This is a genomic window from Saccharothrix lopnurensis, from assembly GCF_042658445.1.
GTDB classification, from domain to species: Bacteria; Actinomycetota; Actinomycetes; order Mycobacteriales; family Pseudonocardiaceae; genus Actinosynnema; species Actinosynnema lopnurensis.
The window spans coordinates 1-23,351 of sequence record NZ_JBHSQO010000014.1; the positions used below are offsets into that span (position 1 = coordinate 1).

At 74.6% G+C, this 23,351-nt stretch carries 20 protein-coding genes and 1 pseudogene; 9 read left to right on the plus strand and 12 right to left on the minus strand.

Annotated features, from left to right (window positions below; genetic code table 11):
* Positions 1-221: pseudogene (locus tag ACFP3R_RS15840) on the minus strand (endo-1,4-beta-xylanase); the annotation flags it as partial.
* Positions 222-913: 692 nt separating this feature from the next.
* Here ACFP3R_RS15840 and ACFP3R_RS15845 point away from each other — a divergent pair.
* On the plus strand, positions 914-1,591 hold the full coding sequence (locus tag ACFP3R_RS15845) for an L-2-amino-thiazoline-4-carboxylic acid hydrolase (protein WP_380636950.1): 678 nt from the start codon (positions 914-916) through the stop codon (positions 1,589-1,591).
* A 77-nt stretch (positions 1,592-1,668) separates the two neighbouring features.
* Here the strand turns inward: ACFP3R_RS15845 and ACFP3R_RS15850 are convergent, their stop codons facing one another.
* Positions 1,669-1,857 carry a hypothetical protein gene (locus tag ACFP3R_RS15850; protein ID WP_380636952.1) on the minus strand — a complete coding sequence of 63 codons (189 nt, stop codon included), beginning with the start codon at positions 1,855-1,857 and terminating at the stop codon, positions 1,669-1,671.
* Between the two features lie 341 nt (positions 1,858-2,198).
* On the opposite strand from ACFP3R_RS15850, the gene ACFP3R_RS15855 reads away from it, so the two are divergent.
* Entirely contained in the window at positions 2,199-4,289 is a 2,091-nt protein-coding gene (locus tag ACFP3R_RS15855; protein WP_380636954.1) for a cellulase family glycosylhydrolase, read from the plus strand.
* Between the two features lie 42 nt (positions 4,290-4,331).
* On the opposite strand, the gene ACFP3R_RS15860 is transcribed toward ACFP3R_RS15855, so the two are convergent.
* From ACFP3R_RS15860 to ACFP3R_RS15875, 4 genes are all read right to left on the minus strand, one after another.
* Positions 4,332-4,697: an RNA-binding S4 domain-containing protein gene (locus ACFP3R_RS15860; RefSeq protein WP_380636955.1), complete on the minus strand. Its 366-nt coding sequence runs from the start codon at positions 4,695-4,697 to the stop codon at positions 4,332-4,334.
* A gap of 440 nt (positions 4,698-5,137) precedes the next feature.
* On the minus strand, positions 5,138-6,328 hold the full coding sequence (locus ACFP3R_RS15865) for an MFS transporter (RefSeq protein ID WP_380636957.1): 1,191 nt from the start codon (positions 6,326-6,328) through the stop codon (positions 5,138-5,140).
* 193 nt (positions 6,329-6,521) lie between these two features.
* Positions 6,522-7,823 carry a glycoside hydrolase family 6 protein gene (locus ACFP3R_RS15870; protein WP_380636958.1) on the minus strand — a complete coding sequence of 434 codons (1,302 nt, stop codon included), beginning with the start codon at positions 7,821-7,823 and terminating at the stop codon, positions 6,522-6,524.
* Positions 7,824-7,921: 98 nt separating this feature from the next.
* Positions 7,922-8,509: a TetR family transcriptional regulator gene (locus ACFP3R_RS15875; protein ID WP_380636960.1), complete on the minus strand. Its 588-nt coding sequence runs from the start codon at positions 8,507-8,509 to the stop codon at positions 7,922-7,924.
* A 95-nt stretch (positions 8,510-8,604) separates the two neighbouring features.
* Here ACFP3R_RS15875 and ACFP3R_RS15880 point away from each other — a divergent pair, with 95 nt between their 5' ends.
* Positions 8,605-9,405 carry an SDR family NAD(P)-dependent oxidoreductase gene (locus ACFP3R_RS15880; protein ID WP_380636961.1) on the plus strand — a complete coding sequence of 267 codons (801 nt, stop codon included), beginning with the start codon at positions 8,605-8,607 and terminating at the stop codon, positions 9,403-9,405.
* Positions 9,406-9,440: 35 nt separating this feature from the next.
* Here the strand turns inward: ACFP3R_RS15880 and ACFP3R_RS15885 are convergent, their stop codons facing one another.
* The 4 genes from ACFP3R_RS15885 to ACFP3R_RS15900 form a co-directional block, all read right to left on the minus strand.
* Complete coding sequence (locus ACFP3R_RS15885) at positions 9,441-10,094, minus strand: hypothetical protein (protein WP_380636963.1); 654 nt, start codon at positions 10,092-10,094, stop codon at positions 9,441-9,443.
* Positions 10,095-10,193: 99 nt separating this feature from the next.
* Complete coding sequence (locus ACFP3R_RS15890) at positions 10,194-10,844, minus strand: response regulator (protein WP_380636964.1); 651 nt, start codon at positions 10,842-10,844, stop codon at positions 10,194-10,196.
* Positions 10,829-11,962 carry a hypothetical protein gene (locus ACFP3R_RS15895; RefSeq protein WP_380636966.1) on the minus strand — a complete coding sequence of 378 codons (1,134 nt, stop codon included), beginning with the start codon at positions 11,960-11,962 and terminating at the stop codon, positions 10,829-10,831. The genes ACFP3R_RS15890 and ACFP3R_RS15895 overlap by 16 nt, the downstream gene beginning before the upstream one ends.
* Positions 11,959-13,020: a sensor histidine kinase gene (locus ACFP3R_RS15900; protein WP_380636968.1), complete on the minus strand. Its 1,062-nt coding sequence runs from the start codon at positions 13,018-13,020 to the stop codon at positions 11,959-11,961. Before ACFP3R_RS15900 ends, ACFP3R_RS15895 begins: the two co-directional genes overlap by 4 nt.
* Before the next feature lie 162 nt (positions 13,021-13,182).
* Here ACFP3R_RS15900 and ACFP3R_RS15905 point away from each other — a divergent pair, with 162 nt between their 5' ends.
* The 4 genes from ACFP3R_RS15905 (at position 13,183) to ACFP3R_RS15920 (ending at position 19,544) form a co-directional block, all read left to right on the plus strand.
* The gene (locus ACFP3R_RS15905) at positions 13,183-16,191 is read left to right on the plus strand and encodes a GH92 family glycosyl hydrolase (protein WP_380636970.1); all 3,009 of its coding nucleotides are present in this window, start codon (positions 13,183-13,185) and stop codon (positions 16,189-16,191) included.
* Between the two features lie 166 nt (positions 16,192-16,357).
* Positions 16,358-17,791, plus strand: a complete 1,434-nt coding sequence (locus ACFP3R_RS15910) for a serine hydrolase domain-containing protein (protein WP_380636971.1) — start codon at positions 16,358-16,360, stop codon at positions 17,789-17,791.
* 23 nt (positions 17,792-17,814) lie between these two features.
* Complete coding sequence (locus ACFP3R_RS15915; protein WP_380636972.1) at positions 17,815-18,897, plus strand: sensor histidine kinase; 1,083 nt, start codon at positions 17,815-17,817, stop codon at positions 18,895-18,897.
* Complete coding sequence (locus tag ACFP3R_RS15920; protein ID WP_380636973.1) at positions 18,894-19,544, plus strand: response regulator; 651 nt, start codon at positions 18,894-18,896, stop codon at positions 19,542-19,544. Before ACFP3R_RS15915 ends, ACFP3R_RS15920 begins: the two co-directional genes overlap by 4 nt.
* A 217-nt stretch (positions 19,545-19,761) precedes the next feature.
* On the opposite strand, the gene ACFP3R_RS15925 is transcribed toward ACFP3R_RS15920, so the two are convergent.
* Positions 19,762-20,457, minus strand: coding sequence for a MerR family transcriptional regulator (locus ACFP3R_RS15925; RefSeq protein WP_380636974.1), 696 nt, complete (start codon positions 20,455-20,457; stop codon positions 19,762-19,764).
* 152 nt (positions 20,458-20,609) lie between these two features.
* Between ACFP3R_RS15925 and ACFP3R_RS15930 the strand changes: the two genes are divergently transcribed.
* Positions 20,610-21,437: an ABC transporter ATP-binding protein gene (locus tag ACFP3R_RS15930; RefSeq protein ID WP_380637139.1), complete on the plus strand. Its 828-nt coding sequence runs from the start codon at positions 20,610-20,612 to the stop codon at positions 21,435-21,437.
* Positions 21,434-22,285 (plus strand): ABC transporter permease, encoded by an 852-nt coding sequence (locus ACFP3R_RS15935; protein WP_380636975.1) that lies wholly within the window; start codon positions 21,434-21,436, stop codon positions 22,283-22,285. The genes ACFP3R_RS15930 and ACFP3R_RS15935 overlap by 4 nt, the downstream gene beginning before the upstream one ends.
* Positions 22,286-22,382: 97 nt before the next feature.
* Here the strand turns inward: ACFP3R_RS15935 and ACFP3R_RS15940 are convergent, their stop codons facing one another.
* A complete protein-coding gene (locus tag ACFP3R_RS15940) occupies positions 22,383-23,333 on the minus strand; it encodes a hypothetical protein (RefSeq protein WP_380636976.1) in 951 nt (316 codons plus the stop codon).
* Positions 23,334-23,351 lie beyond the last annotated feature (18 nt).

A 23,351-nucleotide genomic window follows, 5' to 3' on the forward strand; every position in this document is an offset into this window, starting at 1 on the left:
GAGTCGAACTCGCGGTTCACGATCCCGACGTAGGTCGAGTCGCTGAGCTTGTTCGCCGCCACCGCCACACCGAAGTAGCGGCCGCTCTGCTGCGCCGCTGCGGCGAGCGTGGTGGCGGCGCCGCTGGCGGGCGTCGCGGCCAGCACCACGGCACCGGCCGAGGCGGCCACGAGCGTCGACACGAGCGCGACTCGTGACACTGACTTCGCTGTCAGCTTCATGTTTGGCACCTTCTGGGGAGCGCTGTTGGTCGGGCAGGCGGAGACCATCGGGGGCGGCACCCGACCGCATCCGGCCTGAAACTTTCAGCAGTATCAACCGAAACAGATCTGCCTGGCAAGCGTGGAAGAGGCCGAAGTTCGCGGCTTGCCCTAGGCGGGGTGGTCCTGCTCCGTGATCAGGAGCCACGCGGTTCTGCGGAACGCGATCGGCTCAGAAATGCTGGAATCCCAGATCAGGACCTGTTCAAGGCCCGCCCCCGTGGATCTTCGAGGTGGTGTCCTGTCCTGGCCCCGAGAAGGTCGACTTCGTCGAAACGTTTCGAAACAAATGACGAAGATTTCGGGGAAACGGGCCCGGTGGTCGGGTTCCCCGGCGCACTCGTCGTACCGGGTTGCTCCGCCCGGTCGAGCCGGTACGTCCTAAGAGGACCGAAAGGGTGCCGTCGTGCTCGGCCTACCGGCCCCGGTCTCGACCGTCCGGCGCAACGGTCCCGCGCCCGTCCGGACGCGGCGCGCGGGCCCGCCGCGCGGGTAGCATGGCGGCGCCAACAACAACACGAAGCTCGTCGGCGCCGGTAGGTCGGTGGAGTGCGCCGGTGTGCTCGCCTGGTCGCGAGCACGGCCGGTCGACCCTCCCGGGTGGCACCGCGTCCGTTCCTCGGGACCGGGTCATCCCGGAAGGACGGCGAGACGTGACCACCGACCACCCCACCCAGGACCACTACGTCCCCGATCCCGACGCCGACACCGCCGCGGTCGTCGACGGCGTGCTGGCCCACCTCGCCGCCGTGACCCGCGAGCGCGGCCTGCCCGACGACCTCCCCGCCGCGGTCCGCGAGCGCCACGGGCGCCTGGTGGTCGCCAACCGGCACCTGGTCGTGGACGAACCCGCCCGCCACAACCTGCGCATGACGCTGGTCCTGGTGGCGGCCTGGGAACTCCTGCGACCCCACCTCGGCGACGACGAGGCCCTGGGGGTCGTGCGCGCGGCCTTCGTCGAACCGCTCGCCCCCGTCGTGCGGGAGGCCGTCCGGGCGGCGCTCGACGCCGAGCCGGACCCGTACCGGGCCATGGTCGCGCTGGCCAGGGACCGCGAGACGACCTCGTTCGGCGCCGGGTTCACCTTCCGCCACCCGGTCGACGACGACCACCGGTTCCACGCCGACGTGCACCGCTGCTTCTACTACGACGTGCTCGTGGCCAACGCGGCGCCGGAGTTGGCGCCGGTGCTGTGCGAGTTCGACCGGAACTGGATCGACGCGATCGACCCGGACCGGCACGGCTTCCGGTTCGACCGGGCGACCACGATCGGCACGGGCGGCGCGCACTGCCCGTTCCACTTCAGCCGGGTGACGCCCGACCGGGCCTGACGGTCCACAGTGGAGGGATGATCACCCCGGGTGCGGGGCCGTGGCGGGGTCGGGTGAGCACCCGACCCCGCCACGGGTCAACTCCCGGGTCGTTCGGGGCGCGAGGGCTGGTCAAGGCCGAGCTCCCGCGCCTCCTCCGCGTCCGGGAACTCGGGGTCGCGCCACTCCTGGGCGCGCGTCGCCCGGCTGCCCCGCAGCTCGTTCTCCAACTCCTGCTTGAGCTGGTCGTCCATCATCGGACCGTGCTGTGCGCTGCCGCGTTCCACGGTGGCTCCTCCGGTGTCGTCGGTGCCTGAACGCACTGTGTACCCGCTGGGGGCCGAATTCCACCTGACCGGACTGGTCTTCACCTGACCGTGGCCCACACGCGTTCGACAGCGCGTTCGTCGAACGGGATCGACACCCCGTCGAACGCCGTCGGCGGCATTCGAAACACCGCGTTGACGCGACGCCCGTACCTCGTCGATTTGAGTCGAAACCCTTGTGCCCGTTGTGCGCCGCGGTCAACATCTTGCGAGGCAGCACCGGAACACGCCGCAGTGCCCGGTGGCAGACGCGCGCTCGGTTCCCTCCTCCCCGCTGCCCCCTGCGATGAACGAGGAGCGCCATGGCCGACTTGCGCGGCAGGACACGAACGATCCGCTGGTGGCTCGGCCTGCTGGTGACCGGCGTCGTCGCGGTCGTCACGGGCACGGGCCTGGTGGCGGCCACGAGCGCCCAGGCGGCGGCGGGCTGCCGGGTGGCGTACACGACGCCCTCGCAGTGGCAGGGCGGGTTCAGCGGGAACGTCGCCGTGACGAACCTGGGCGACCCGGTCGACGGGTGGCGGCTGACCTGGTCGTTCCCGTCGGGCCAGCGGGTCACGCAGGCGTGGGGCGCCACCGTCTCCTCGTCGGGCGCCGACGTCACCGCGACGAACGTCGGCTACAACGCCCGGATCGCCACCGGCGCCACCGTCTCCTTCGGCTTCAACGGGACGTGGACCGGCACGAACACGGCCCCCTCGTCGTTCGCGCTCAACGGCGTGACCTGCACCGGCCAGACCACGACGACCACCACCACCACCACCACGACCACGACGACCACGACCACGAACCCGCCCGCGGGTGACGCGATGGCCGCGGTCGCCGCGATGGAGCCCGGCTGGAACCTCGGCAACTCCTTCGACGCCACGGGCGCCGACGAGACCTCGTGGGGCAACCCGCGCGTCACCGAGGCGCTGCTCGACAACATCAGGGCGCAGGGCTACAAGAGCATCCGCATCCCGGTCACCTGGGGCCAGCACCAGGGCGGCGCGCCGGGCTACACCATCGACGCGGCCTACCTGACCCGGGTCAAGGAGGTCGTCGGCTGGGCGCTGGCGGACGGCTTCTACGTGATGATCAACATCCACCACGACTCGTGGCAGTGGATCTCCGGTATGCCCGCCGACCGCACCGGCGTGCTCGCCCGCTACAACGCGACCTGGACGCAGATCGCCTCCGCGTTCCGCGGCTCCTCGTCGAAGCTGGTGTTCGAGAGCGTCAACGAGCCGCAGTTCAGCAACAGCTCAGGCGACGCGCAGAACGCCGAGCTGCTCCACCAGCTCAACACCTCGTTCCACTCGATCGTGCGCGGCTCGGGCGGCGGCAACGCCACCCGCCTGCTGGTCCTGCCGACCCTGCACACCTCGGCCGACCAGGCCCGGGTGGACGAGCTGAACACCACGCTGGCCGCGTTGAACGACCGCAACATCATCGCGACCGTGCACTACTACGGCTACTGGCCGTTCAGCGTGAACGTGGCCGGTGGGACGCGCTTCGACGCCACCGCCCAGCAGGACCTGGTCGGCGCGTTCGACCGGGTGTACAACAGCTTCGTCGCCCGCGGCGTCCCGGTGATCCTGGGCGAGTTCGGCCTGCTGGGCTTCGACCGGCACACCGGCACCATCCAGCAGGGCGAGAAGCTGAAGTTCTTCGAGTACCTGGGCCACTACGCCAGGGCCAAGAAGATCACCACCATGCTGTGGGACAACGGCCAGCACTTCGGCCGCACCTCGTTCCAGTGGAGCGACCCCGAGCTGTTCGCCCAGATCAAGTCGAGCTGGACGACCCGGTCGGGCACCGCGTCCACGGACCAGGTGTTCAACGCGAAGTCGAGCGCCATCACGGCCAAGACGATCACCCTGAACACCAACGGGACCTCGTTCGCCGGGCTGCGGCACGGCACCACCGAGCTGGTGCGCGGCACCGACTACACGGTGTCGGGCGACCAGCTGACCCTCAGCGCGTCCCTGCTCACCCGGTTGACCGGGTCGCGGGCCTACGGGGTCAACGCGGTGCTGCACGCGCGGTTCTCGCAGGGCGTGCCGTGGCGGATCAACGTCCTCACGCACGACACCCCGGTGCTCCAGAACGCGACCGGCACGACCGCGTCGTTCGCGATCCCGACGGCGTTCCGCGGCGACCTGCTGGCCACCATGGAGGCCAGGTACGCCGACGGCACGAACGCGGGTCCGCACAACTGGACGTCGTTCAAGGAGTTCGACCGGGCGTTCGCGCCGAACTACACCACCGGCGCCACCACGCTGACCGCGGACTTCTTCGCCGAGGTCAACGACAACGCGAGGGTGACGCTGACCTTCCACTACTGGAGCGGCGCGAAGGTGACCTACTACGTCACCAGGTCCGGCTCCTCGGTCACCGGCACCACCGCCTGAGCCGCCGCGGGCCGGACCTCGGCGGAGGTCCGGCCCGCCGCGTCAGGACCCCTGCTCGCGGAACCGGTCGAGCACCCGGCGCTCCCGCTTGGTGGGCCGCCCGGCGCCCCGCTCCCGGCGGGCCACCGGCACCAGCGCCTCGGGCGGCGGCTTGGGCGTCCGGTCGATGAGGCAGGCGGCGGCCTCGGCCGCCCCCACCCGCTTCTGGATGACCCGCACGACCTCCACGACCCGCGTCACGTTCCCCACCCGGGCCCGCACCTCGTCACCGGGCACCACGGTGGTCGCGGCCTTCGCCGGCCGGTCGTTCACCCGCACGTGCCCGCCCCGGCAGGCGTCCGCGGCGTCGCTCCGGGTCTTGGTCAGCCGGACCGCCCACAGCCAGCGGTCCACACGGGTGGATTCCACGCCCCCATCATGGCCCGTGATCGCCCCCGCGTCCCAACGGCGCAGGTCACCGCACGTCGCACAGCGCGTGCTCGACCAGCTCGAAGGCCGGGTCGCCGCCGTGGGCCCGGCGGCCGCCGCAGGAGTTCGGGACGAAGCCGAGCACCGCGATCGTCAGTGCCACGGTGAATCGCCTCGTGCCTCGAAACCAGGGACGCGGGCGGCCGCGGTCGTCGCCCCTGGACGGCATCTTCGGCCACCCCCGAGGGGGTAGCGCGGGATCGGCCCGCGGGGTGGCGACGGCGGACCCGGGCCGCGGCCGTGCCGGGCCTGGACGTGCCGACCGCGCTGACCCACCCCCACCGACACGCCCACCACCGGGTGACCAACCCCCGCGAGTCGTACGTCCAGGACCCCCGTGTCCCACGTTCAGGACGGGTGAGTTCACCATTCGCGCACCCTCAGGCGCGCACCGCCGCCCGCCGCTCGACGGCCACCGACAGCCCCGCCACCGCGAGACCGGCCAGGCTCAGGGCCACGCCGACCCACGCGGTCGAGGTGTAGCCCCAGCCCGCGGCGATGGCGACGCCGCCCAGCCACGCCCCCGCGCCGTTGGCCATGTTCAGCGCCGAGTGGTTCGACGACGAGGCCAGCGACGGCGCGTCGGGGGAGGCGTCCATCAGCCGCAGCTGCAACGCCGAGGCCAGCACCTGCGAGGTGAAGCCGAGCAGGAACACCCAGGTGATCGCGAACGCCGGGGACGCGGCGGTGAGCCCGAACCCGACCAGCACCAGCGTCACCGCGACCAGCCCGCCGAACACCGTCCCCATCACCGACCGGTCCACGAACCGCCCGCCGAACGTCGCGCCGAGCGTCATGCCCAGCCCGAACACCGCGAGCACCCACGGCACCGCGCCGGCGGGCAGCCCGCCCACCTCGGTGGTCAGCGGCGAGATGTAGGAGTAGACCGCGAACATACCGCCGAACCCGACCGTGCCGGTGACCAGCGCGAACCACACCTGCGGCCGGCGGAACGCGCGCAGCTCGGCGGCCACGCCCGCGTCCCGGGCGGCGGGCACCCGCGGCAGCCACCGGGCCAGCGCCACCGCGGTCGCCAGCGCGACCACCGCCACCGCCAGGTAGGCCACGCGCCACCCGATCCGCTGACCGGCCGCGGTCACCACCGGCACGCCGACCAGGTTGGCCACGGTCAGCCCGACCATGATCCGGGCCACCGCCGTGCCCCGGCGCTCCGCCGGCACCAGCGCGGCCGCCACGACCGCGGCGATGCCGAAGTACGCGCCGTGCGGCAGTCCCGCCAGGAACCGGGACACCATCAGCAGCGTCCCGTTCGGCGCCACCGCGGACAGGCCGTTGCCGACGGCCAGGGCGATCGTCAGCGCGATCAGCAGCCCCTTGCGCGGCAGCTTCGCGCCCAGCCCGGCGATCAGCGGCGCGCCGACGACCACGCCCAGCGCGTAGAGGCTGATGGCGTGGCCCGCGGCGGGGATGGAGAGGCCGAACGTCTCCGCCATCTGCGGCAGCAGCCCCATGGTGGCGAACTCGGTGGTGCCGATGGCGAACCCGCCCAGCGCGAGCGCGCCCACCGCCCTGCCCCGGCGGACCGCTGTGGGCTCGACGGTCATGACCATGCGGAGAACTCCTGTCACCTGTCCCGAGTCGACGGTGACCGGACAATTGATTAGCAATCAGAACAATTCTATCGGCCACGCACCGGCCACACCCCGCCGCGGCCGGGTGCCCCTGCTCACACGGCCGCGCCGACCGGCTCCGCGTCCCGGGGCGTGCCCGGGCGCGGCGGACGTGAAATCGCCCGGACGGGTCCTACAGCGGCGGGTGCGCGTTCGCCAGCAGCTCCCGGAAACCGGCCGGGTGCCACTGCCCGGCGGGCGGCGTGTTCGGGGCCGCGCCGGACGGGCTGTTCGAGCCCCTGGGCGGGCCGTCGTAGTTCGGGTCGCACATCCGGTCGTGGTTCTCGCCGGGGTAGGGCAGCGGGCTGCTCGCCCCGTCGGACTCGCCCGGCGGCTTCACCCACGCGTACGCGTCCACCCCGGGCACGGGCGAGGCCGCGGGCCGCTCGCCCAGCCCCGCGCCGACCTGGTTGCACCAGTTGTGGATCCGCAGCCGGCGGTCCAGGCGGCTGGTGTCCACGTAGGTGTTGACGTCGGAGGTCCAGTCGTTCGGCCCGGTCGGGCGGTTCGGCCCGCCCCACCCGTTGCGCGAGGTGTCGACCACCACGCCGACACCGGGGTCGAACCCGGCCGCCACCAGCTCGCGGCGCAGCGCCTCCGCGTAGGACAGCTCGTCGACGAACGGGTTCCAGTCCACCCACCGGCTCTGGAGGATCGGCTGGCCCCCGACGGTGGTCCTGGTCAGGTGGATCTCGTCCAGCGCCGAGTAGTTCGACGTGTTGGCCACGAACCCGTGCACGTCCGCGAGCGTGCTGCCCGCCGTGCCCGCGGCCCGCGCCAGCACCTGGACGAACTCCGCGCGGTAGTCGTCCCAGCCCAGGTGGCCGTGGTGGCCGACGTCCAGGTAGTTGTGGACGTTGGGGATCGCGCCGAGCCGCGCCAGCGCGTACCCGATCGCCTGGTGGTACGCGTCGGACGCCCTGACCTGCTCGCAGCGCAGGGTCGCCTCGGGACGCGGCTGCACGTGCGTGACCAGGAACGGCAGCGAGTTCGGCTCGACCACCGCGACCACCCGCAGGCGGGCGTACGCCGGGTCGCCCAGCACCCGGGCGATCGGGTCGACGAACTCGGCGCGGTAGGCCGGCAGCTGGTCGAAGGTCAGCTCGCCGTTGGTGTTGAGCCGCCCGCAGTCCCGGCCGGGGATGTCGTGGAGCACGACCTGGACCAGGTCCGCGCCCTGGCGCAGCGCCTCGTCCAGGTGGTCGCGCAGGCTCATCCGGCCGTGCGAACCGCTCACGGCGGCGATGCTGTCCAGCCACACGGCCGTGGGCTGCCCCGCCACGGCGGCCCCGCCCGGCTCGGCGGCGGCCCGCGCGGACCACTCGGGGTTCACGTAGGCGCGGGCACCGGCGTACGGGTTGTCCACGCGGCCGGTGGCGCTCGCGGTGCCGGTCAGCCCGAACGCGAGCAGGGCGGCCACCAGTGCCAACGGCAACCGTCCGCGAGTGGGAGAACGCATGGTGCTGACCCCCGATCACTGCGTCGTGCACGGGTGGCGGCACTGTCACGGTACAGCGGCCGTGACCGGCGGGATCAGCTCCGAACGGCGGCCACCGCTTGGTCGTAGAGGTCCTCCAGGCGCTGCTCGCCGTCGCTCGCGGCCCACACCTCGACGGCCGTGTCCAGGCACGCCAGGGCGGAGGTGACGATCGCGGTCGGGCGCGGGTCGGGCGGCCCGCCCGGTGCCACGCCCAGCCGGCGCGCGACCTGCGGCACGAGCAGGTCGACCATCCGCAGGTGCTTCTCCAGGTAGCGGGCGCGCAGGGACGGCGTCTCGCGCAGCATCCGCCAGGTCCGGGTGGTCCGGTCGGCGGAGAAGGCCGGGTTCTCGACCAGCACCTGGAACGCCGCGCGCAGGGCGGTCCACGCGTCCTCCCCGGCCGGGCGCGCCTCCAGGGCGGCGAGGACCGCCTCGGCGCTGTCGGCCAGGTTGCCCAGGACCAGGTCCTCCTTGGTGTCGAAGTACCGGAACAGCGAGCGGCGCGACACCCCCGCCTCGGCGGCCACCTGGTCGATCGTCACCCGGTCGAAGCCGCGGTCGAGGAACAGTCGCATGGCCACCGCGGCGATCTCGGTCCGCACGGCCCGTCGGGTGCGTTCGCGCAGGCCGGGGTCGTTCATGCGGGTCAGTGTACGACTGGGCACCGGAGTGCGCTTATGGCACTGAGTGCCATTCATGGCGTAGGGTGCGGTCAACCGACCCCAGGGAGCACGTCGTGAGCGCTGTCGACTACCGCGGCCAGACCACCCTCGTGACCGGCGCCAGCGCCGGCATCGGCGTCGAGTTCGCCAGGGCCCTCGCCGAACGCGGCTCGGACCTCGTCCTCGTCGCCCGGCGGCGCGACCGGCTGGAGACCCTGGCCGCCGAACTGGCCGGGCACGGCGTCCGCGCCACCGCGATCCCGCTCGACCTCGGCGTGCCCGGCGCGGGCCGCGCGCTGGCCGAGGAGGTCGGGCGGCGGGGCCTGGGGGTGACGGGCCTGGTCAACAACGCCGGGTTCGGCACCTTCGGCCCGTTCCACGAGGCCGACCCCGACCGGCTCGCGGCCCAGGTCACCCTCAACGCGGTGAACCTGGTGGAGATCAGCCGGGCGTTCGTCGGGCGGCTGCGCGAGGAGGGGCGCGGGGTGCTGGTCAACGTCGCCAGCGTCGCCGCCTACCAGCCCGCGCCGAACCTGGCCGTCTACGCGGCCACCAAGGCGTTCGTGCTCAGCTTCACCGAGGCCCTGTGGCACGAGTCGCGCGGCACGGGGCTGCGCGTGCTGGCGCTCTCGCCCGGCGCGACGGAGACCGAGTTCTTCGACGTCCTGGGCAACCAGGGGGCCGACGGCGGCTTCGGGCGCCAGTCGCCGCGCGCGGTCGTGGACACGGCGCTGCGCGTGCTGGACCGCCGCACGCCCCCGCCCAGCGTGGTGTCGGGCCGGCGGAACCGGGTGCTCTCCGGCGGGTCCCGGCTGCTGACCCGGCGGCGCGCGGTGCTGGTCATGGGCTCGGTGAGCGGGCGCGGGTCGAGGTGAGCGGCCCCCCGTCGCCCACCTCCGGCCCCCTGGGGTCAGCCCTGCCACACCACCGGGTCGTCCTTGTAGTCGTCGCTGTCGGTGAAGCTCGCCGCGACGACCTTCGAGCCCTCGCGCGCGGCCTGGAGCACGCACGTCTCGTACTTCGCCCCGGCCGCGGTGAAGTCGCGGGCCGCGGTCTCCGACTCGCACCGGTCGGTGTCGCCGCTGATGATCACGCCGGTGCCGCGGCCGTCCGAGCCGAGGCCGCGCAGGCTGACCGAGCTGTAGGACAGGTCGGTGCCGCCGACGTTCTCCACCGTCACCCGGATGTAGAACGGGGTGATGCCCTGGGCCTTGTCGCCGAACTTGGCCAGGTCGGCGTTGTCGCCCTGCTCGATCGCGGTGACGGTGAGGGCGATCGTGCCGGTCTTGGTCGTGCCGTACTTGAAGGGCACCACCGCGCGGTCGCCGACCTCCAACTCCGTGCCGGGCGCCGTCACGTCGCCACCGGCCTCCGCCGCGGGCGCGGCCGACGACGAGGTGGTCTCCGAGGTCTCGGTGGTGGTCTCGGCCGTGGTGGTCTCGGCCGTGGTGGTGTCGGCGGCGGGCGCGGGCGCCGCGGTGCCGCCGGTCTCGCTGCCGCAGGCGGACAGGAGCAGGGCGGCCGCGCAAGCGGCGACGAGCGGGGCGGTGCGGGCGTGCGTCAAGACGGGTCTCCTGGCTGAGCTGGGGATGGCCGCGACGCTAACCCCGGCCGGCCGGCCGCGCTGTCGGTCGTTCGCACCACAACCACGCGCCACGACCGGTCACAGGTCGTCCACGCCGATCAGGCCGTCCTGGATGGCCCGCGCCACCAGCGCGGCCTTGGTCGGCGCCTCCCGCCCGATCAGCGCGTACTTGATCCGGATGCGCTCCAGGTGCGAGTTGACCGTGCTCAGGGAGATGCCCAGGCGCTGGGCCACGAAGTCCTTGGACTCCGACTGGAACCACTCGACCAGCACCTCGACCTCGCGGGCCGACAGCGCGGGCCGGTGGTCGGACCGGTCGCCCGCCAGCGCGCCGGCCAGCGATGGCGGCGTGTACGCCCGGCCCTCCGCGGCCGCCCGCGCCGCCCGCACCAGGTGCTCGGCGCCCTCCGCCTTGGTCAGGTAGCACAGCGCGCCCAGCTCCAGGCACTGGAGCACGATGTCGTCGTCCGCGCGCATCGAGTAGACGACGACCCGCCGCCCGGCCTCCACCAGCCGGCGCAGGTCGCCCAGCACGGGCGTGGGGCCGCCCAGGTGCAGGTCGAGGATCACCACGTCGGCGTCCGCGCCCTCGCCCAGCCACGCCGCCCGCACGTCGTCGCCGCTCGCCGCGACGCGGATCGGGGGTGTGCCCGTGGACAGCCAGTAGGCGACGCCCGCGCGCACCGCCGGGTGGTCGTCCACCACCACCGCGCTCAGCTCGCCCGCCATCGGACCTCCATCCGGGTGTGTTCACCGTACGTGCCGGTTTCGACCTCCACCGGGCTCGGCGCGGTTCCCCCGGGACCCGGGACCGGCGTGTCGGGGCCCGGGGTGTCGGGTATCGGGGTGTCGGGTATCGGCGTGTCGGAAACCTGCGTGTCGGGCACCGCGGCGTCGGAGACCACGGCGACCCGCACCTCGGTCCCCGTCCGCAGCAGGCTGACCCGGGCCCGCGCCCGCGCGGCGGCCAGCGCCAGCTCGACCGGGGCGGTCAGCGCGCGCCGCACCTCGGCGGGCACCGGCACCGACGCGCCGCTGACCGCCAGCGACACCGCCACCCCGCGCTGCTCCGCGACGTGCGCGCACGCCGCCACCTCGTGCACCAGCGGGTCCGGCACGTCGTCGTGCTCGGCGAACAGCCTGCGCAGCTGCGTGGCCGCGAGCGCGCACCGCAGCCGGGTGCCCTCGTCGCGGGGGTCCAGCACGCCGTCGGCCAGGTCCGCGAGCAGCGGCAACGTCGTGCCCAGCCGCCCGGCGAACCGGGCGCGCAGGTCCTGCTCCCACTGCTCGGCCACGACGGCGCGGGTGGTGGCGCGCTCCTGCTCGGCGGCCATCAGGTCGGCCTGCCGCTCGGCGCGCAGCAGCATCCGCAGGATGACCAGGGTGCCCACCTGGAAGCTGGTCACGCCGAGCAGCACCACCCCGGCGCCGCCGACCTCCACCCGATCGGGCGTCCCGGCCAGCACCCACTGGACCACGCTCAGCGCGACGTGCGCGGACAGCGCGGCGAGCAGCACGCCGAGCCGGTCGCCCAGCAGCACCAGCAGCTGCCACCCCACCAGCCCGATCGACCAGTGCGCCGGCCCGAAGTGGTCGTCCGGCGGCAGCGCCCAGGTGGCGATCGCCGAGGCCGCGAACACCGCGACCACCCCGCCGGCGACCACCGGGGCCGGCAGCGGCCGGCGGCGCGCCACCCACCCCGCGCACCCCAGCGTGACCAGGGCGAACAGCGCGTACGCGAGCCAGGCCGCCGGGTGGTGGTCGTGGTCGAGCATCGGTGCGAGCCCGAGTCCCGGTTGGATCACGGCCGCGACGGCCAGCAGCACCAGCCGCGAGTTGGCGGTCACGGCCGGGGCCACCCCGCCCGCACCGTCGTGCCGCCCGGCCCGGAGGTCACCTCGGCGTACCCGCCGACGGCCGCCAGCCGTTCGACGATCGAGCCGCGCACCCCGCGCCGGTGGTCCGACACCGCCGCCACGTCGAACCCCCGCCCCTCGTCGGCCACCACCACCTCCACGCCGCTCCCGCGCGCCGCCACGTCGACCCTGGCCCGCCGGACACCCGCGTGCCGCTCGACGTTGAGCAGCGCCTCCCTCGTCGCCCGGACCAGCGCCAACGCCACCGGGACGGGCACCAGCACCTCGTCCCAGCGGGCGTCGACCGCCAGCCGGCTGCCCTCCACCACGGCCCGCAGGGACGTGCCGACGTCCACGTCACCACCGCCCGCCGGGCCCGGCGCGGTCAGCAGCTCCAGGTCGCGGCGCGCGTAGCCCGCGACCTCGGCGGGGTCGGCGTCCCGCCCGCCGACCGCGACCACCAGGAACGTGGCCGACGCCGTGTCGTGCAGCAGGGCCAGGTACTCGCGGTCGCGCCGGTGCCGCTCCAGCGCCACCGCCTCGGCCCGCTCCAGCGCGGCCCGGCGGGCCCGCAGCGCGTCCACCCGCCGGGTGGTGCCGAGCAGAAGCCGGAACGCCAACCGCGCGAGCGAGCACTCGACCACCACGCGCAGCACCGCCGAGCCGTCCCACCCGACCACCGCGGTGTACACGGCCAGCAGCGCGACCGTGGCCGGCGCGGTGACCCTCGGCGACCACTCCCACTGGAGGGTGATGGCGGTGGTGGTGAGCACGTTGAGCGCCCACTGCCCGGTGCCGCCGAGCTGCGCCTGGGCCGCGCACACGGCCGCCACCCGGACGCCCGCGAGCACCAGCGCGGGTCCCCGCGGCCCGAAGTCGGCCACCGCGCCGATCAGCACCAGGGCGAACACCCCCAGCGCGGCCGGCAGGGCGTCCCCTGGCAGCGACAGCGCGCCGAAGGCGCTGAGCAGGACGAGGCCGACGCCGCGAACGGGTCCGGCCGACCGCGCGATGGCGGCCAGGAATTCCGCCTCACCCCGCCCCGACACCCCGCGACCCTAACCCGGCCCCTCCGGTGACCGGTGGGTGACGTACCCCCGAACGGCCGGGAGCGCTCCCCTGACAACCGGACAGGATTCCCCCCGACGCCTTCCGCCCGCTCGCCCGATCGGGGTAGACCTCGGGGTGTGCGGGCTCTGATCACAGCGGGCGTGGCGGTCGTCCTCCTGGCGGGCGCGGTGACGCCCGCGACGGCCGAGCGGGTACCGGGCGCGGGAGGTGGTGCGGGGGATGGCGCGGGGCGCGACGTCGTGCGGGACGCCGTCGGGTACGTCGACCCCCTCATCGGGTCGACGGGCGGCGGCAACACCTACCCCGGCGCGGTCCGCCCGTTCGGGATGATCTCGTGGAGCCCGACCACCACGCGCGGGGACCAGACCGACACCGGCGCCGCCAACGGCTACGCGTACGACGCCACCCGCGTGCGCGGGTTCGGCCTCACCCACGTCAACGGCGCGGGGTGCCACCCCGGCGCGGCCGGCGACGTGCCGATCATGCCGTTCGTCGGCGAGGTCACCGGCTCGCCCACCGCGGACGTGCGCGACGAGGTCTACGCCGCCGACTTCCGGCACGAGGACGAGACCGCCACGCCCGGCCGGTACCGCGTCGGCCTGGCCTCGGGCGCCTCGGCCGACCTGAGCGTGACCACCCGGGCCGGCGTCGGCGACTTCGCCTTCCCCCGGGACCGGCCCGCCGCCCTGCTGTTCCGCGTCTCGAACTCGCTCAACGGCAGCGAGGACGCGGAGGTCGTCATCGACCCCGACCGGCGGACCGTGTCCGGCTCCGTGCTCACCGGCGCGTTCTGCGGGCGGCGCGCCAACGGCGGCGCGAACAACAAGAAGACCTACTACCGCCTGCACTTCACGGCCTCCTTCGACCGCGCCTTCTCCGGCACCGGCACCTGGGTGGACGGCGACCTGCGGCCCGGCACGACGACGGCCTCCGGCGGTGAGGGCTACGAGACCGGCGCGGCCCGGCAGGGTCGGGGTTCCGGCGGCTACGTCACGTTCGACACGTCCTCGGACACCGACGTCCGGGTGCGCGTCGGCATCTCCTACACCAGCGCGGACGCCGCCCGGCGCAACCTCGACCACGAGATCGGCGCCCGCGAGACCGTCGACTCGGTCGCCGCCGACGCCCGCCGCGAGTGGGCGCGCCAACTGCGCGCCGTGGAGGTCGGTGGCGGCACGGACGAACTGCGCACCACCTTCTACACCGCGCTCTACCACGCCTTCCTGCAACCCAACGTGACCAGTGACGTCGACGGCGCCTACCTCGGCGGCGACCGGCGGGTGCACCGCCTGGAACGCGGCCAACGCGCGCAGTACGGCAACTTCTCCGGCTGGGACCAGTACCGCGCCCAGACCCAGCTGCTGGCCCTGCTCGAACCGCGCGTCGCCTCGGACTACGCCCAGTCCCTGCTCAACCTGGCCCGCCACAACGGCGGCGTGTGGGACCGGTGGGTGCACGTCAACGGACCCACGCACGTGATGACCGGCGACCCGTCCGCGCCCGCGCTGGCGGGCGTGCACGCCATGGGGGCGCGGGACTTCGACGTCCGGGGCGCGTTCGAGTCGCTGGTCCGCCAGGCCACCGTGCCGCACCCGGACGGCCTGTCCGACAGGGGCTGCCCCGGCCAGTGCGAGGGGCAGCGCCCGAACCTGGCCGAGTACCTGCGCCTGGGCTACGCGCCGCAGGACACCTGCCACTGCTGGGGCGGGGCGGCCGAGACGCTGGAGGACGCGGCGGCGGACTTCGCGCTGGCCGACTGGGCCGCGCGGCTCGGGCGGACCGACGTGCGCGACGCCCTGCTGCCGCGGGCGAGCTGGTGGCGCAACACGTTCAACCCCGCCGCGGGCGACACCGGGTACCAGCAGGCGCGGAACTCGGACGGCACGTGGACGTGGCCGTTCAGCCCGTCGTCGGACCTCGGTTTCGCGCAGGGCACCAGCGCCACCTACACGTGGATGGTGCCGCACGACGTGTCCGGCCTGGCCGCGGCGATGGGCGGGCGGGAGCAGGCGGTCCGGCGGCTGGACGCGTTCTTCCGCGACCCGGACGGCTCGTGGGCCACGGGCGGGGACCCGCTGCGCTACGACCCGACCAACGAGCCGGGCATCCACACCCCGTGGCTCTACAACGGTTTGGGGCAGCCGTGGAAGACGCAGGAGACCGTGCGCGCCATGGCCTCGCTGGTGTACCGCACCGGTCCCGCCGGGCTGCCCGGCAACGACGACCTGGGCACCATGTCGGCGTGGTACGTGTTCGCGGCGCTGGGCCTGTACCCGCAGACGCCGAGCCGGGCGGAACTCCTCATCTCCAGCCCCGTTTTCCCCTTCGCCCGCCTCGGCCGGCCCGGCGGTGCGGGCATAACCATCAAGTCCCCCAACGCATCCCCCACGAACGTGTACATCCGCTCCGTCGAGGTTGACCGACGATCACATCCCGCGTCATGGTTGTCCGAGAGGTTCGTGACACGTGGCGGAGAACTGGTCGTGGATGTGGGCGACACCCCGAACACCTCCTGGGGCAAGGACGATCTGCCCGTCGACCACGTGCGGCCGGCCAGTGGGCCGGTGCCGAACCTGCCGGCAGCGTGCACGGCCTCCGGGTCGTGGTGCGCACAGGACCTGGGAGGTCAGTACGATGTGGACGGTGCGGCGACCGCGGACGCCGAGCAGCAGGGCGATCTCGACGGCAAGGGCTGGAGCTTCCCCGCCGAGCAGCTGCCGGCACCCGGCACGCGGTCGGTGGACGACGTGGCCGCCACCGTGCCGGACACGACCGGCACGGCCCGGAACTTCCTCACCGCCCGGGGTCAGCGACTGCACCTCACCCCGGGCCGCTACCGCAGCCTGGAACTGCTGGCCACCGCCGTCAACGGCGACCAGCGCCTCACCCTCACCACCTCCTACGCGGACGGCGGGGTCACCGAGACCGCCCTGTCGATCACGGACTGGGCCGCACCGGCCGCGCGCCACGGCGAACGCCCCGCCGTGACCGCGACGACCCGCTACCGCACGGACGGCACGGCGGACGGGCGCACCGCGCGGATCTGGCGGCTGACCGTGCCGCTGGACGCGTCGCGCGAGGCCACCTCGCTGGTGCTGTCCGCGAACGCCAACGCGAAGGTGTTCGCGCTCAGCACGGGCATGCCCTGACCTGCCCAGCGGTTCCTGCCGCTTCCCGAGGCTCCCGCAGCCCTCAGGTTTTCGCGGCCCCCAACTCCCGCCGAGCTGTCCGTCCCATCCCACTACGACTTTCGTCAGGGGTGATCCTGGTCGATCGCCCCATGCCCCGAAAGGAGCTGGTTCCTACGTTCTCCCCGTGAGATCAACCCTTCTCGGCCTGGTGGTAGGGCTCGTGGCAGTCCTCGCCCCACCGCCGGCCGCACACGCCGAACCGACCACGTTCGACGCGGACCGGGCCGACGCCTACCTGGCCGAAGCCCTGCGCGACACCGGCCTGCCGGGTCTGTCCGCCGTGGTGACCCGGGGCGACCGGGTCGTGCACGCCGCGGGCTACGGGCACGACTCGGAGGGCAACCCGGTCACCGCGGACACCCCGATGCGGGTGGCCTCGCTCAGCAAGTCGTTCACCGCCCTCGCGGTGATGACCCTGGTCGAGGACGGTCGGATCGCGTTGGACGAGCCGGTGGCGGAGCAGTTGCCCGGGTTCACCATGGCCGATCCGCGGTACGGGCGGGTGACCGTGCGGCACCTGCTCAACCAGACGTCCGGGTTCTCGGACACCACCGTCGACGTCGACGCGCTGGCGGGCTCGTCGTCGCTCGCGGCGTACGTGGCCGGGCTGGCGGGCGAGTCCCTCGCGGCCGACCCCGGCACCCGCTACCGGTACTGCAACGCGAACTACGAGGTCGCGGCGCGGCTGGTGGAGGTGGCGAGCGGTCGGGGGTTCGCCGAGTACCTGCGGTCGGAGGTGTTCGGCCCGCTCGGCATGGACCGCAGCGGGGTGTCCTCGCCCGAGCTGCGCCCGGTCGACGGTCACCTCTCGCTGTTCGGGGTGTGGCTGCCGCGGGCCGAACTGCCGGGCTTCCACGCCTCCGGCGGCGGGGGCGGCGTGGTCACCACCGCCTCGGACCTGGGGAGGTGGCTCGCCTCCCAGACCGGCCACGGGGTGCCGCTGGTGTCGGCGGACGGGTTGCGCGCACTGCACACCCCGTCGTCGGTGGCCGGCTACGCCATGGGCTGGGGGCCGGACGAGGAACTGGGGGTGCTCGCGCACTCCGGGAACCTGTTCACCTACACGGCCGCGCAGGCGATCGACCCGGACACCGGCTACGGGTTCGCGGTGCTGACCAACAGCGCCGCGCTCTACGACGACACCTATGCCGTGGTCGAAGGGCTCGTGGCGATCAGCCGGGGACGGGAGCCGGGCGGGGTCGGCGGCGAGCGGCAGGTGATCGAGCTGGTGCTGGGACTGATCGCCCTGGCCGCGATCGCGCTCGGCGTCCTGGGCGTGCGGCGTGCCGGGGCGTGGGCGCGACGCCGCGCGGGCGCGCCGGCGTGGCGGGCGGCGGTGCGGTGCCTCCCGGCGCTGCTGCCCGCGCTCGTCCTCGCCGCCTTCCCGGACCTGCTGTCCGCGCTGATGGGCGGCCGGGCCGTCACGTGGGCGCAGCTGACCTACTTCCCGCTGCCCCTGACGGTCACCGCGGCGGTCGCGGCGGTGGCGGGCGCGCTGGTCGTGGTGGCCCGCGCCGCGAGGCTGCGCTCGTCGCGCGGTGCGGTCCCGGCGGCCTGACAGACTGCGCGGGAGGAGGCCGGATGAGGAACGGCGTGGCGCTGGTGGTGCTCGCGACCGCGTGCCTGGTCAACGGCCTGGCGACGGACGCGCTGCCGGTGTGGCGGCAGTTGCTGTTCGTGGTCCTGGCGGTCCTCGCCCACCTCCACGGGCGGCACCTGCCGGTGCGGCACGGGGGAGCGGTGCTCGCGGCCGTGGGCGTGGTCGGCGCGGGGATCGCGGTGGTGCGGTTCTGGGAGGGCTTCGGCGCGCTGGCGTGCCTGGGCCTGTTCGTGGTGCTGCCGAGGCTGGCCGGGCTGTTCCGGCGGCAGCAGGTCGAGCTGGTCGAGGCGGGGCGGCAGCGGATCGCCCAGCTGGAGCGCGAACGGGAGTGGGTGGCCGAGCGGGCGAGGTTGCGGGAACGCGGTCGCATCGCCGCGGACGTGCACGACTCGCTCGGCCACGAACTGGCGCTGATCGCCCTGCGCGCGGGCGCCCTGGAGCTGACCGCCGACACCGGGCGGGGCCGGGAGTCGGCCGCCGAACTGCGCCGGGCGGCGGTCACCGCCACCGACCGGCTCCGCCACGCGGTCGGCGTGCTGCGCGAGGGCGCGACCCCGGTGGAACCCCCGGACGAGGACGTGGCGGACCTGGTGTCGCGGGCCCGGCGCGCGGGGCTCCGGATCACCCTGACCGGCTCACCGGGCCCGCTGCCCGCGCTCGTGGACCGGGCGGTGCACCGGGTGGTCCGGGAGGCGCTGACCAACGCGGCCCGGCACGCGCCGGGCGCGCCGGTGGACGTGCGGACCACGCGTGAGGGGGCCGAGGTGGTGGTGACCGTGGTGAACCCGCTGGGCCCGGCGCAACCGGACAACCCCGACCGGGCGGACCGCGCGGACCGAGCCGACGGCAGCGGGTTGGCGGAGCTGGCCGAGCGCGTCCGGTTGCTGGGCGGCACGGTGCGCGCCGGCGCGGCGGGTGACCGGTTCACCGTCACCGCCCGCCTGCCGGTCGACGCCACCGCCGAGTTGGGTGTTGCCGAGTTGGGGGTTGCGCAGCCGGGTGTTGCAGGGCCCGGTGTCGCGGAGCCGGGTGTCACGGAGCCCGGCGTGGGGAGCGCCAGGTGATCCGAGTCCTGCTGGTCGACGACGAGGCGGTGGTCCGAGCCGGGGTGCGGGCCATCCTGGGCACGGACCCCGACATCGAGGTCGTGGCCGAGGCGGGTGACGGTCACGAGGCCGTCGACCTGGCCCGCCGCCACCGGCCGGACGTCGTGCTGCTCGACATCCGGATGCCGCGCCTGGACGGCCTCGCCGCCCTCCCCGAACTGCGCCGCACCGTGCCGGGGGTCGCGGTGGCCGTGCTGACGACGTTCGACGAGGACGAGTTCGTGGTCCGGGCGCTGGGCGACGGGGCGAACGGGTTCCTGCTCAAGGCCGCCGACCCGCGCGAGTTGATCATCGGCGTGCGGGCGGTGGCCGAGGGCGCGGCCTACCTGTCGCCGAGGATCGCCCAGCGGCTGGTGGCCGAGCTGCGCGGAGACCGGCTGTCCCGCCCCGACGCCGCCCGCTCGCGGGTCAGCGCGCTGACCGCCAGGGAGCGGGAGGTGCTGGCGCTGCTCGGGGAGGGCTTGCCCAACCAGGCCATCGCCCGTCGCCTGACCCTGTCGGAGGGGACGGTCAAGGCGCACGTGAGCGCGATCCTCCAGACCCTGGAGGTGGGGAACCGCACGCAGGCGGCGATCCTCGCCCACGAGGCCGGCCTCACCAGGTGAGAAGCCCCCGGCACCCCGCCCGGCACTCGCCCAACACCTCGCCTGGCGCCGGCCGAACACCCGGCCCGGTACCCGCCCAACATCCACCCCGGGCATCCGCCCGGCAAGACCCGCACCCCACCCGGCCGGACACTCGCCCGACACCCACCCCCTGGGGCATCCGCCCGGCGAGGCCCGCACCCCACCCGAGCCGTCCTCATCCGACCCCGGGCCGGCCTCATCCGACGAGGTAGCCGTGCAGCGCCGCCGTCGCTTCGAGCATGACCACCGCGTGGGCGGCCAACTGCGCTTCCCGGTCCGCGATGGCGGCCCGCAGCGCCTCGGTGCTCCCGGCCTCCCGGAACTGGTCCATGATCGGCTTGATGCGCGGCAGCGGGTAGCGGGCCTGGCGCAGCATCGCCACCAGCCGCGCGTCGCGCACGTCCGCCGTCCCGTAGACGCGGTGCCCGTCCGCGGTGCGGCCCGGGGCGAGCAGGCCCGCCGCCTCCCACACGCGCAGCGCCGACGACCGCACGCCCAGCCTCGCGGCCAGCTCACCCACGCGCAGACCGGCCCTGGGCACGGTGTCCGGCGGCCGCCCGGCCACGGCCGCCAGCGCCTCCGCCGTCGCCTTGAGCGCTCCGCGCCGCTCGTGCGCCGCCGCGTGCGCCGCGTCGACCGCCGCCAGGGCCGACACCTCGTCACCCGCGTGCACCGCGCGCATGATGGTCCCGGCCGCGGCCCAGCCGTAACCGCGGCCGAGCAGGCGGTAGGTCAGCAGCGCCTCGCGGTGCCGCCGGTCGAACACCCGGTAGCCCGCGGGGGAGCGCTCGGCCGGGGGCAGCACGCCCGCGGCGAGGTGGTTGCGGACCTGCTGGGTCGAGATGCCCGCCGCGCGGGCGAGGTCCACCGGGCGCAGCGGAGCCTCCTTCAACGACGATTTGAGGGTTCCGAGGAGAAAGCCACCGGTGGGCCCCACCGGCTTCTTCCCAAGTCTCAACAGGGTACTTCAACGATACGGTTGAAGGTGTGACAGTTGCCGATGACCGGGGCGAACGCCCTGTCGTGGAAACGCGCGGCCTGCGCATGCGCTACGGGTCGCGGGACGTGGTGAACGGGGTCGACCTGACGGTCGCCGAGGGGGAGGTGGTGGCGCTGCTCGGCCCGAACGGGGCGGGCAAGACGACGACGATCGAGGTCCTGGAGGGCTTCCGGAAGCGGTCGGCGGGCGAGGTGCGCGTCCTGGGCGTCGACCCGAACCGGGGGGACGAGGCGTGGCGGGCGCGGCTGGGCGTGGTGCTCCAGTCCTGGCGCGACCACGGGCGGTGGCGGGTGCGGGAGCTGTTGTCCTACCTGGGGATGCTCTACGAGCCCTACCGCGCGGACGTGCTGGGCGCGGACGAGCTGCTGGCGCTCGTCGGGCTGACCGACCACGCGCGCAGCCGGGTCGCCACCCTGTCCGGCGGCCAGCGGCGTCGGCTGGACGTGGCGGTCGGCCTGGTCGGTCGCCCGGACCTGCTGTTCCTGGACGAGCCGACGGTCGGGTTCGACCCCGAGGCGCGCTGCGGGTTCCACGAGCTGCTGGGGCGGCTCCAGGGCACCGCGGTCCTGCTCACCACGCACGACCTGGCCGAGGCGGAGAAGCTGGCCGACCGGATCGTGGTCCTGGTGGCGGGCCGGGTGGTCGCCGACGGCACCGCGGCGGAGCTGGCCGCGCGCATCGCGGGCGAGGCCGAGGTGCGCTACCGGCTGCACGGCGAGGAGCACGTGCTCTCCGTGGCCGACTCCACCGACTACGTGCGCGAGCTGTTCGCCGAGCACGGCCGGGCGGTCGACGACCTGGAGGTGCGCCGGGCGAGCCTGGAGGACGTGTACCTGGCGCTGGTGCGCGAGTCCGAGCCGGTGGGCGCGTGAACGCCCGGGTGGTGGCCGTACGCGCGGGCCTGCGGCGGGGGCGGATCGAGTTCACCCAGACCATGACCAACGCCGGCGAGCTGATCGGCTGGCTGTGGCTGCCCGCGGTCGCGCTGGTGGTGATGCTGGTGATCGGGGACAGCCCGGTGCCGGGGGTGGACTTCCCGCTGGGCGCGCAGGCGGTTCCCGGCGTCCTCGGGATGAACGTCGTGTTCACCGGCCTCCTGGGGGTGGCCATGGCGCTGCTGGTGGACCGGGAGGACGGCACGCTGCTGCGCGCCAAGGCCACGCCGAACGGCCTGTTCGCCTACGTCCTGGGCAAGGTGCTGGGCAGGGCCGCGACGACGGTGGCGGTGCTGGCGATCGTGCTGGTGCCGGCGGTGCTGCTGTTCGACGGCCTGGCGCCCGGCCGGGTGTGGACGTGGGTGGCGCTGGCCTGGGTGCTGCTGCTGGGGCTGCTGGCCACGCTGCCGCTCGGCGCGGTGCTGGGCGCGGTGTTCGGCGGCACGCAGTCGCTGAGCTTCGTCACCCTGCTGATCATGGTCCTGGTGGCGGTGTCGGGCGTGTTCTACCCGATCACCGCGCTGCCCGGCTGGGTGCAGTGGGCGGGCCAGGCGTTCCCGGTCTACTGGCTGGGCCTGGGCCTGCGGTCGGCGCTGCTCCCGGACGCGCTGGCGGCCGCCGAGGTCGGCGGTTCGTGGCGGCACCCGGAGACGGTGGTCGCGCTGGGCGCGTGGGCGGTCGTGGGGTTCGCGCTCGCGCTCGTGGTGCTGCGCCGGATGGCGCGGCGGGAGTCCGGCTCGTCGGTGGAGGCCCGCCGGGAGCAGGTCGCCCGACGCCCGGCCTGACCGTCCCGGCCGACGGTCCGGAGCCGACCGCCCGTGCCCGACCGGTCCGGACCCGACCGTCCCGACTGCCGGTCCGGACCTGATGACCGGGCCGACCTCAGGAGAACAGCGCCGGCAGGTCACCGCGCTGCCACGCCAGGAGCACCCGACCGGCCCGCGTCCCCGGCCCGGCGGGCACGAGCACCCGCACCACGCCGCTCTGGTCGGCGGGCTGCTCGACCAGCGCGCCGGGCAGCGCGGTCGACCACGGCTCGCCACCGGTAGCCGCGCCGGTACCCAGGTTGTCCCGGACGCGCCCGGCGAGGGCCTTCGGGTTCTCGTCGGGCACGCACACCACCTCGGTCGCCTCACCGGTGGCGGTGGGCGACGCCCGCACGCCCACCGCCACCGGCAGGCCCGTCTTCGGCTTGGCGACCAGCGCCACCGGCACCTCGCCCAGGCAGCGGGCCAGCTCGCCGATCATCGGGTCCGCGGCCAGCGTCCGGTCGCCGGGCTCGGTGACCCACCCCAACGCCTCCCCGCCGGTGGCGTGGACCACCGAGCCCGGCGCCACGCGCACCCGCTGGAACCCGGTCACCACGCCCACCCGCGCCAACGGGCCGTCCGGGGAGACCGCGCCGTCGGCCGCGGTGGTCCAGGTGCCACTCCCGTCGCGCCGCCCGCCGAGGGCGGTGAGCCGCGCCTCCACCGCGGCGACGTCGACCTCCGCCCGCACCACCGAGGCCCACGCCGACCGGCCCACGCGCAGCGCCGACGTGGCCCGCGCCGGGTCGAAGCCGACCACGTCCGCCAGCCCGCCGCCCACCGCGGCGAGGGGGGAGTACCCGTAGCCCTCCAGGCCGCGGAAGCGCTCCGGGTCCCGGGCCACGAGCGCGCGCACGGCCGCCACGTCCCCGTACTCGACGAACTCGGCCGCGCCGTCGACCGCCCGCACCCCCGCCAGCGCGCCGAGCAGGCCGGTCGGCGCCGGCTCCTCGGGCACGTCGGCCCGCGCCGCGCACCCCGCCAGCAGGACCGCCACCAACGCCACACCCCAACGCCAGCTCACCGCTCGGATGGTAGGGCG

Bases quoted from the DNA above. Each gene is read 5' to 3' on its own strand.
- ACFP3R_RS15855 (WP_380636954.1), top strand. From the start codon at position 2,199: ATGGCCGACTTGCGCGGCAGGACACGAACGATCCGCTGGTGGCTCGGC.
- ACFP3R_RS15865 (WP_380636957.1), bottom strand. From the start codon at position 6,328: ATGGTCATGACCGTCGAGCCCACAGCGGTCCGCCGGGGCAGGGCGGTG.
- ACFP3R_RS15875 (WP_380636960.1), bottom strand. From the start codon at position 8,509: ATGAACGACCCCGGCCTGCGCGAACGCACCCGACGGGCCGTGCGGACC.
- ACFP3R_RS15890 (WP_380636964.1), bottom strand. From the start codon at position 10,844: ATGGCGGGCGAGCTGAGCGCGGTGGTGGTGGACGACCACCCGGCGGTG.
- ACFP3R_RS15915 (WP_380636972.1), top strand. From the start codon at position 17,815: ATGAGGAACGGCGTGGCGCTGGTGGTGCTCGCGACCGCGTGCCTGGTC.
- ACFP3R_RS15930 (WP_380637139.1), top strand. From the start codon at position 20,610: ATGCGCTACGGGTCGCGGGACGTGGTGAACGGGGTCGACCTGACGGTC.